We start from the raw sequence: 8193 nt of genomic DNA, 5'->3' as shown, positions 1-8193 counted from the left end.
GAAATCGAGCGAGAACGCGCGATCGACATCAGTTGCGAACGCTCGTCTTCGCTCAGCACCAGTTCCGCCTTCGGTCGTCCCATCGCCATGCTGACGTCTCCCGTTCCGTTGACGTCAACATGCTACGTGAAGATAGACCAGTTAACAACGGAACAGGACACTAGGGTAGAGCGTCATCCCTTGGGTAACTCGATGTGAAGTAACACGCGAAACCACGCGTGCGCGCGATCCGGTTCTGTCGAATTAGGAAATGACTATTTCCCAATGCCATTGCTCGCGCTGCGCGTGGTGAACCATCATCCAGGAAAGTCGATTCCATAGAGAGGACGAACTTATGCACCAGCATCAATCGACCGCGGATTCTTTGCCGCTTGCGACCACACCCTATTTTCGCGAAGACCCGCGGCTCAGCGGCTTTCGTCATCGGTTCGATACGGTGGACGGGGTGCGCCTTCATTATGTCGAAGGCGGCCGCACCGACGGCGAGACCATTGTGTTGCTCGCGGGGTTTCCGGAAAGCTGGTACGCGTGGCGCAGAATCATGTCCCTGCTCGCGGACGAATTCAGGATCGTGGCGCCGGATCTTCCCGGGCAAGGCGACTCGGACCGGCCGCTCACCGGGTATGACAGACCGTCGCGACAACGCTTGCGCGCCTGCTGGAGCGGCAAAATATCTCGCGCTTTTACCTGGCCGCTCACGACGTCGGCGCATGGGTCGCCTATCCGTTTGCGGCGATGTATCCCGATTCAGTGAAGCGCGTGGCGTTGCTCGACGCCGGGATACCCGGCATCACGCTGCCCGACGCACTGCCGATCGAGCCTCGCAGCGCATGGCGCACGTGGCACTTTGCATTCCATGCGGTAGCCGACCTGCCGGAGACGTTGATCGCCGGCAGGGAGCGCGCGTATCTCGATTGGTTCTTGCGTCGCAAAGCGGCAAATCCCGAATCGTTCTCCGACGCGGATATCGACGAGTACGTCCGGGTGTTCACCAGGGACGGCGGGTTGCGAGCGGGCCTGGCATTTTATCGGGCCGTGTCGGAATCGTCGGCCCAGAACCGCAAGCTGCAGGCGCGAGGAAAGCTGACGATGCCCGTGCTCGCTGTCAGTGCCGACCAGGGATCCATACCCGACATGGCAGGGCCGCTCGAACATGTCGCGGAAGACGTGACGGCTGCGACGATCGCATATAGCGGGCATTTCATCCCTGAGGAACAACCGCAGGCGCTGGCGCGCGCGTTGCGCAATTTCTTCCGGTAGCACGTCGCCGCGAGTCGATTGCAAGGGCTGGAGCGGCCCACGACGGCCGACATGGTGCGCGGAGCAAGCCCCGTCGTGCGGCACGCGCCTGTGCCGCACGCGCTGCCGCGCTTGCCGGGTAATACTTATCCGGGTATCGCGTGTACCACCCAACTCACTGTTTTTATTCACTTTTTTCGTTATCGTGGTACTCCATGGGCCGATTTTGCGTGGCATAATCGATCGCATCCGCAAGGCTTGTAGTCACAACGACCCCGCATACCCATGGCACAGACTCTCTACGACAAACTGTGGAACACCCACGTGGTCCACACCGAGGAAGACGGCACGACCCTGCTCTACATCGATCGTCAACTGCTGCATGAAGTCACGAGCCCGCAGGCATTCGAAGGGCTGAAGATCGCGCAGCGCCCGGTGTGGCGCATCAGCGCGAACCTGGCCGTGTCGGACCACAACGTGCCGACGACGGACCGCAGCCACGGCATCGCCGATCCCGTCTCGAAGCTGCAGGTCGACACGCTCGACGCGAACTGCGATGCATTCGGCATCACGCAGTTCAAGATGAACGACGTGCGCCAGGGCATCGTCCACATCATCGGGCCGGAACAGGGCGCGACGCTGCCGGGCATGACGATCGTGTGCGGCGATTCGCATACGTCGACGCACGGCGCGTTCGGCGCGCTCGCCCACGGCATCGGCACGTCCGAAGTCGAGCACGTGCTCGCGACGCAGACCCTGCTGCAGAAGAAGAGCAAGAACATGCTCGTGAAGGTCGAGGGCGCGCTGCCGCGCGGCTGTACCGCGAAGGACATCGTGCTCGCGATCATCGGCAAGATCGGCACGGCGGACGGCACGGGCTACGCGATCGAATTCGGCGGCTCGACCATTCGCGCGCTGACGATGGAAGGCCGCATGACCGTCTGCAACATGGCGATCGAGGCCGGCGCGCGCGCGGGCATGGTCGCGGTGGACGACACGACGATCGACTACCTGAAGGGCCGTCCGTTCGTGCCGACCGGCGCGGAATGGGATCAGGCCGTCGAGTACTGGCGCCAGTTCAAGTCGGACGACGGCGCGCAGTTCGACCGCGTGGTCGAGCTGAACGCGGCCGAGATCGTCCCGCAGGTCACGTGGGGCACGTCGCCGGAAATGGTCACGTCGATCGACGGTCGCGTGCCCGATCCCGAGCGCGAGAAGGATCCGGTCAAGCGCGACGCGATGGAGCGCGCGCTGGCGTACATGGCGCTCGAGCCGAACACGCCGATCGAATCGATCAAGGTCGACAAGATATTCATCGGCTCGTGCACGAACGCCCGGATCGAGGACATCCGCGCGGCCGCGTACGTCGTGAAGAAGCTGAACCGCCGCATCGCGTCGAACGTGCGGCTCGCGATGGTCGTGCCGGGCTCGGGCCTCGTGAAGGCGCAGGCCGAGCGCGAAGGGCTCGACAAGGTGTTCACCGATGCGGGCTTCGAATGGCGCGAGCCGGGCTGTTCGATGTGCCTCGCGATGAACGCCGACCGGCTCGAGCCGGGCGAGCGCTGCGCGTCGACGTCGAACCGCAACTTCGAAGGCCGGCAAGGCGCGGGCGGTCGCACGCACCTCGTGAGCCCCGCGATGGCGGCGGCCGCGGCGATCGAAGGCCACTTCGTCGACATTCGCCAGCTGGGGTGACGCGTGACGGCATCGAAAGTCATCGCGCGGCTGGTTGCCGCGCTGGCGCTGGCGGGGCTGGGTTTCGGCCTGGCCGGCTGCAATACCGTCCGCGGCTTCGGTGAAGACGTCAACGCCGCCGGCAGCGCGCTGAAGCGCGCCGCGGAGTGACGTTTCCCGCCGAGAATTTGTCGATGTGCGCCGGCTGACTGCCGGCCCTTCAACCGGATAGACGGATCATGGAAAAATTCACTGTACATACCGGCGTCGTGGCGCCGCTCGATCGCGAGAACGTCGACACCGACGCGATCATCCCGAAGCAGTTCCTGAAGTCGATCAAGCGCACGGGCTTCGGTCCGAACGCGTTCGACGAATGGCGTTACCTCGATCACGGCGAGCCGGGCCAGGACAACTCGAAGCGTCCGCTGAACCCGGACTTCGTGCTGAACCAGCCGCGCTACCAGGGTGCATCGGTGCTGCTCGCCCGCAAGAATTTCGGTTGCGGGAGCTCGCGCGAGCACGCGCCGTGGGCGCTGCAGCAGTACGGCTTCCGCGCGATCATCGCGCCGAGCTTCGCGGACATCTTCTTCAACAACTGCTACAAGAACGGCCTGCTGCCGATCGTGCTGACCGAGCAGCAGGTCGATCACCTGTTCAGCGACACGTACGCGTTCAACGGCTACCAGCTGACGATCGACCTCGACGCGCAGGTCGTGCGCGCGGGCGACGGCCGCGAGTATCCGTTCGAGATCGCCGCGTTCCGCAAGTACTGCCTGCTGAACGGCTTCGACGACATCGGCCTCACGCTGCGCCACGCGGACAAGATCCGCCAGTTCGAAGCGGAGCGGCTCGTGAAGCAGCCGTGGCTCAGCACCAAGCTGGTCGGCTGAGCGCGCGTTGCAGGCGGGCGCGCCGTGCGTGCGCTCGCCGGCCTGCCTCCATAACACCCTACCCAGTCAGGAATTTCGCATGAAGATTGCAGTGCTGCCCGGCGACGGCATCGGTCCGGAAATCGTCAATGAAGCGGTGAAGGTGCTGAACGCACTCGACGAGGAGTTCGAACTCGAACAGGCGCCGGTCGGCGGCGCGGGCTACGAGGCGAGCGGCCATCCGCTGCCCGACGCGACGCTGGCGCTCGCGAAGCAGGCCGACGCGATCCTGTTCGGCGCGGTCGGCGACTGGAAGTACGACTCGCTCGAGCGCGCGCTGCGCCCCGAGCAGGCGATCCTCGGGCTGCGCAAGCACCTCGAGCTGTTCGCGAATTTCCGCCCGGCGATCTGCTATCCGCAGCTCGTCGATGCGTCGCCGCTGAAGCCGGAGCTCGTCGCGGGCCTCGACATCCTGATCGTGCGCGAACTGAACGGCGACATCTACTTCGGCCAGCCGCGCGGCGTGCGCTCGGCGCCGGACGGCCCGTTCGCCGGCGAGCGCGAAGGCTTCGACACGATGCGCTATTCGGAGCCGGAAGTGCGCCGCATCGCGCACGTCGCGTTCCAGGCCGCGCAAAAGCGCGCGAAGAAGCTGCTGTCGGTCGACAAGTCGAACGTGCTGGAGACGTCGCAGTTCTGGCGCGACATCATGATCGACGTGTCGAAGGAGTACGCGGACGTCGAGCTGTCGCACATGTACGTCGACAACGCGGCGATGCAGCTCGCGAAGGCGCCGAAGCAGTTCGACGTGATCGTCACCGGCAACATGTTCGGCGACATCCTGTCGGATGAGGCGTCGATGCTGACGGGCTCGATCGGCATGCTGCCGTCCGCGTCGCTCGACAAGCACAACAAGGGGCTGTACGAGCCGTCGCACGGTTCGGCGCCAGACATCGCGGGCAAGGGCATCGCGAACCCGCTCGCGACGATCCTGTCGGCCGCGATGCTGCTGCGCTATTCGCTGAATCGCGCGGAGCAGGCCGATCGTATCGAGCGCGCGGTGAAAACGGTGCTCGAACAAGGCTACCGCACGGGCGACATCGCGACGCCGGGCTGCAAGCAGGTCGGCACGGCGGCGATGGGCGATGCGGTGGTCGCCGCGCTGTAAGCGTGAGAGATGAAGTGCGGTAACTAATGTGGAAAAGGGCGCGAACGGGCCGTGAAAATCGGCCGGTTCGCGCGCGGTTGGCCGTTGTGCGGGCCACCGGCTTTGTGTAGACTCGAACGATGGCGCTGATTTCCCTGATCTCCCCGGTCCTGAAACTCCACGGCAACACTGCCCGTGCGGGTGCGCGCGCCATCGTCATCACGAAAACCATTACCACGAAAACGATCATTAAACGCTGATCGCCGTCGTGCCCGCCTGTTTCCCCGCGCGGTCACGCGGGGACGGAAATGGCGGGGAAGCTCCATTCAAAGCAAAGGGTTAGTCATGAACGTAGGTCTCGTAGGTTGGCGCGGCATGGTCGGCAGCGTCCTGATGCAGCGCATGCAGGAAGAGGGCGATTTCGACCTGATCGAACCGGTGTTTTTCAGCACCAGCAACACGGGCGGCAAGGCGCCGTCGTTCGCGAAAAACGAGACCACGCTCAAGGACGCGACCAGCGTCGACGAGCTGAAGAAGTGCGACGTGATCATCACGTGCCAGGGCGGCGACTACACGAACGACGTGTTCCCGAAGCTGCGCGCGGCCGGCTGGAACGGCTACTGGATCGATGCGGCATCGTCGCTGCGGATGCAGGACGACGCGGTCATCATCCTCGATCCGGTCAACCTCGACGTGATCAAGGACGCGCTCGTCAAGGGCACGAAGAACTTCGTCGGCGGCAACTGCACGGTCAGCCTGATGCTGATGGCGCTCGGCGGCCTGTTCCGCGAGAATCTCGTCGACTGGATGACGGCGATGACCTACCAGGCCGCATCGGGCGCGGGCGCGCAGAACATGCGTGAGCTGCTGTCGCAGATGGGCACGCTGAACGGCGCGGTACAGGAACAGCTCGCCGATCCGGCCTCCGCGATCCTCGACATCGACCGCCGCGTGCTGGCGGCGATGAACAGCGACGCGATGCCGACGAGCCAGTTCGGCGTGCCGCTCGCCGGTTCGCTGATCCCGTGGATCGACAAGGATCTCGGCAACGGGATGTCGAAGGAAGAGTGGAAGGGCGGCGCGGAAACCAACAAGATCCTCGGCAAGCCGGCGATGGGCGAACCGGGCTCGATCCCGGTCGACGGCCTGTGCGTGCGGATCGGTGCGATGCGCTGCCACTCGCAGGCGCTGACGATCAAGCTGAAGAAGGACGTGCCGCTCGACGAGATCAACGGCATCCTCGCATCGGCGAACGACTGGGTGAAGGTCGTGCCGAACGAGCGTGAAGCGTCGATGCGCGACCTGTCGCCGGCGAAGATCACCGGCACGCTGTCGGTGCCGGTCGGCCGCCTGCGCAAGCTCGCGATGGGCGGCGAATACCTGTCGGCGTTCACGGTCGGCGATCAGTTGCTGTGGGGCGCGGCCGAGCCGCTGCGCCGCATGCTGCGCATCCTGCTCGACAAGTAAGCACGCTCGCTGTCCGGCTCGCGGGCCGGGCCGCACGATACGACGCGCCGCGTCGGCCTCGAGATTCGGGGCCGGCGCGGCGCGTTTTTCATGGGCGGTTCAACGCAGGTTCAGCAACGTCTGGTCGACGGCCTGCTGGGTCTTGATCGTCTGCGCATTCGCCTGGTAATTGCGTTGCGCGGTGATCAGGTTCACGAGCTCGGTGGTCAGGTTGACGTTCGCGTTTTCGAGCGCGCTGCCCTGCAGCGTGCCGTGGTTCGTGCTGCCCGGCGCGGAGATCTGCGGCACGCCCGACGCAGCCGTTTCCGCATACTGGTTGCCGCCGATGTTCACGAGCCCGTTCGGGTTGTTGAAGTTCGCGAGCGCGATCAGGCCGAGCACCGTGCTCTGTCCGTTCGAATAGTTGCCGGTCAGCTTGCCGTCGCTGCCGATCGAGAACGTCGTCAGCGTGCCGCTCGCGAAGCCGTCCTGCGCGAGATTGTTCACGCCGTCCTTGCCGCCGTATTGCGTCGTGCCGCCCAGGTCGAGCGTCAGGTTCTGCGGATTGGCGCCGCCCGTCGTGTTCGGGATCGAGAACGCGAACTGGCCGAGGCTCGGCGTCGGCTGCCCGGTCGCGGCCGACGTCGTCGAGCTGATCCGGCCCGATGCGTCGAACGTGACGGTGCCGAGATGCGTCGGCGTCTGGCCCTGCACGCCCGCGTAGGCCTGCCACGTGCCGGCTGCGCTCTTCGCGAAGTACATCGTGACCTGCTGCGAGCCGCCGAGCGTATCGTAGACCTGGATCGACGAGTTGTAGTTGAACGTCGTGTTGTCGGTCGCGTTGAACGGCGTCCTGGCCGGCACCTTGTCCTGCGCGTTCAGGTTGAACTGGCCGGTGATCTTGTTCGTCGCGCGCGGCGCGATGTTGCTGGTCGGCGCCTGCAGCGGCACGGTCTGCGCGGTGTTGATCACGCCGCCGGCGCCTGCCGCATAGCCCATCAGGTTGCGGCCTTGCGCGTCGACGATCGCGCCGTTCTTGTCGCGGTGGAACGTGCCGTCGCGCGAGTACGTGGTCACGCCGTTGCTCGACATCTGGAAGAAGCCGTTGCCGTTGATCGCGACGTCGAGCGACGACTTCGTCGAATTGATGGTCCCCTGGCCGAAATTCTGGTGCACCGACGCGAGCCGCGTACCGATGCCGATCTGCGTGTTGACCGACGTCGCGACCGAATTCGCGTAGATGTCCGCGAAGTTCGCGCGCCCCTGCTTGAAGCCGACCGTGTTTGCGTTCGCGATGTTGTTGCCGATCACGTCGAGGTTGCTCGACGCGCCGGCCAACCCGCTCAAACCCTGCTGATAGCCCATGTTCGTCCCCGTAACGAGCTGGTAGTGAATGCCGTCGTGCGACTGCGCGATGGCCCTCTGGTCCTTCACGGCATCGGTCCGACCGCGAAGTCGAAATATGCCGATTCCCGGTTGAAGGCGATCGTATCGACGGCAACGGTTGGGTCTGTGTAATTTTGTGTAATGAAATTGAATTGATGCGGAAAAGATCGCCTTTGTATGAGAAGCGGGTGGGCGCAAGGCGATGAAAGCCTTATGGGGCGAGGCTTTGGTGATGTGGATTTTCATTTCGCCGATAAGGGGGATGAACTGCCTTCTTATCGACGAATTGAAATTTGTTGGTTCCGGATTGATTGCCGGCTGGGATTATTTGGATTTCCTGCGGCTAATTCTTTAACGGCTGGCGGGGCGGGTCATTGAGGGAGTGCTTGCGATGCTGTCGCCGTGATCCTGCGGTGGACGCGCAGTGAGCAC

At 64.3% G+C, this 8193-nt stretch carries 8 protein-coding genes and 1 pseudogene; 8 read left to right on the top strand and 1 reads right to left on the bottom strand.

Features of this window, described 5'->3' with window-relative positions; genetic code table 11:
• The 8 genes and pseudogenes from LGN10_RS20635 to asd all read left to right on the top strand — a co-directional run.
• Nucleotides 1-198, top strand: a 198-nt coding sequence (locus LGN10_RS20635) for a hypothetical protein (protein ID WP_226224867.1), incomplete at its 5' end; no start/stop codon positions are given.
• 136 nt (nt 199-334) lie between these two features.
• Nucleotides 335-1260: pseudogene (locus LGN10_RS20630) on the top strand (alpha/beta fold hydrolase).
• A 264-nt stretch (nt 1261-1524) separates the two neighbouring features.
• Nucleotides 1525-2934: a 3-isopropylmalate dehydratase large subunit gene (gene leuC / locus LGN10_RS20625; RefSeq protein ID WP_226224866.1), complete on the top strand. Its 1410-nt coding sequence runs from the start codon at nt 1525-1527 to the stop codon at nt 2932-2934.
• Between the two features lie 3 nt (nt 2935-2937).
• A complete protein-coding gene (locus LGN10_RS20620) occupies nt 2938-3084 on the top strand; it encodes an entericidin A/B family lipoprotein (protein WP_011548098.1) in 147 nt (48 codons plus the stop codon).
• Nucleotides 3085-3152: 68 nt separating this feature from the next.
• Entirely contained in the window at nt 3153-3803 is a 651-nt protein-coding gene (gene leuD / locus LGN10_RS20615; RefSeq protein WP_059582769.1) for a 3-isopropylmalate dehydratase small subunit, read from the top strand.
• Nucleotides 3804-3882: 79 nt separating this feature from the next.
• Nucleotides 3883-4950: a 3-isopropylmalate dehydrogenase gene (leuB, locus tag LGN10_RS20610; RefSeq protein ID WP_226224865.1), complete on the top strand. Its 1068-nt coding sequence runs from the start codon at nt 3883-3885 to the stop codon at nt 4948-4950.
• Between the two features lie 119 nt (nt 4951-5069).
• Nucleotides 5070-5189 carry a hypothetical protein gene (locus tag LGN10_RS20605; RefSeq protein WP_006756675.1) on the top strand — a complete coding sequence of 40 codons (120 nt, stop codon included), beginning with the start codon at nt 5070-5072 and terminating at the stop codon, nt 5187-5189.
• A gap of 85 nt (nt 5190-5274) precedes the next feature.
• Nucleotides 5275-6396, top strand: a complete 1122-nt coding sequence (asd, locus tag LGN10_RS20600; RefSeq protein WP_124859405.1) for an aspartate-semialdehyde dehydrogenase — start codon at nt 5275-5277, stop codon at nt 6394-6396.
• Nucleotides 6397-6495: 99 nt separating this feature from the next.
• Here asd and flgE read toward each other — a convergent pair whose 3' ends face one another.
• Nucleotides 6496-7740, bottom strand: a complete 1245-nt coding sequence (gene flgE, locus LGN10_RS20595) for a flagellar hook protein FlgE (RefSeq protein WP_226224877.1) — start codon at nt 7738-7740, stop codon at nt 6496-6498.
• Between the last annotated feature and the right edge of the window lie 453 nt (nt 7741-8193).

The sequence above is a fragment of the Burkholderia sp. AU32262 genome (assembly GCF_020419985.1).
Classification (GTDB): Bacteria; Pseudomonadota; Gammaproteobacteria; order Burkholderiales; family Burkholderiaceae; genus Burkholderia; species Burkholderia semiarida.
This window is presented reverse-complemented; position numbering and strand designations above follow the sequence as displayed.

Coding starts and splice junctions, on each gene's coding strand:
- leuB (WP_226224865.1), top strand. CDS start 3,883: ATGAAGATTGCAGTGCTGCCCGGCGACGGCATCGGTCCGGAAATCGTC.
- flgE (WP_226224877.1), bottom strand. CDS start 7,740: ATGGGCTATCAGCAGGGTTTGAGCGGGTTGGCCGGCGCGTCGAGCAAC.
- leuC (WP_226224866.1), top strand. CDS start 1,525: ATGGCACAGACTCTCTACGACAAACTGTGGAACACCCACGTGGTCCAC.
- LGN10_RS20605 (WP_006756675.1), top strand. CDS start 5,070: ATGGCGCTGATTTCCCTGATCTCCCCGGTCCTGAAACTCCACGGCAAC.
- leuD (WP_059582769.1), top strand. CDS start 3,153: ATGGAAAAATTCACTGTACATACCGGCGTCGTGGCGCCGCTCGATCGC.
- asd (WP_124859405.1), top strand. CDS start 5,275: ATGAACGTAGGTCTCGTAGGTTGGCGCGGCATGGTCGGCAGCGTCCTG.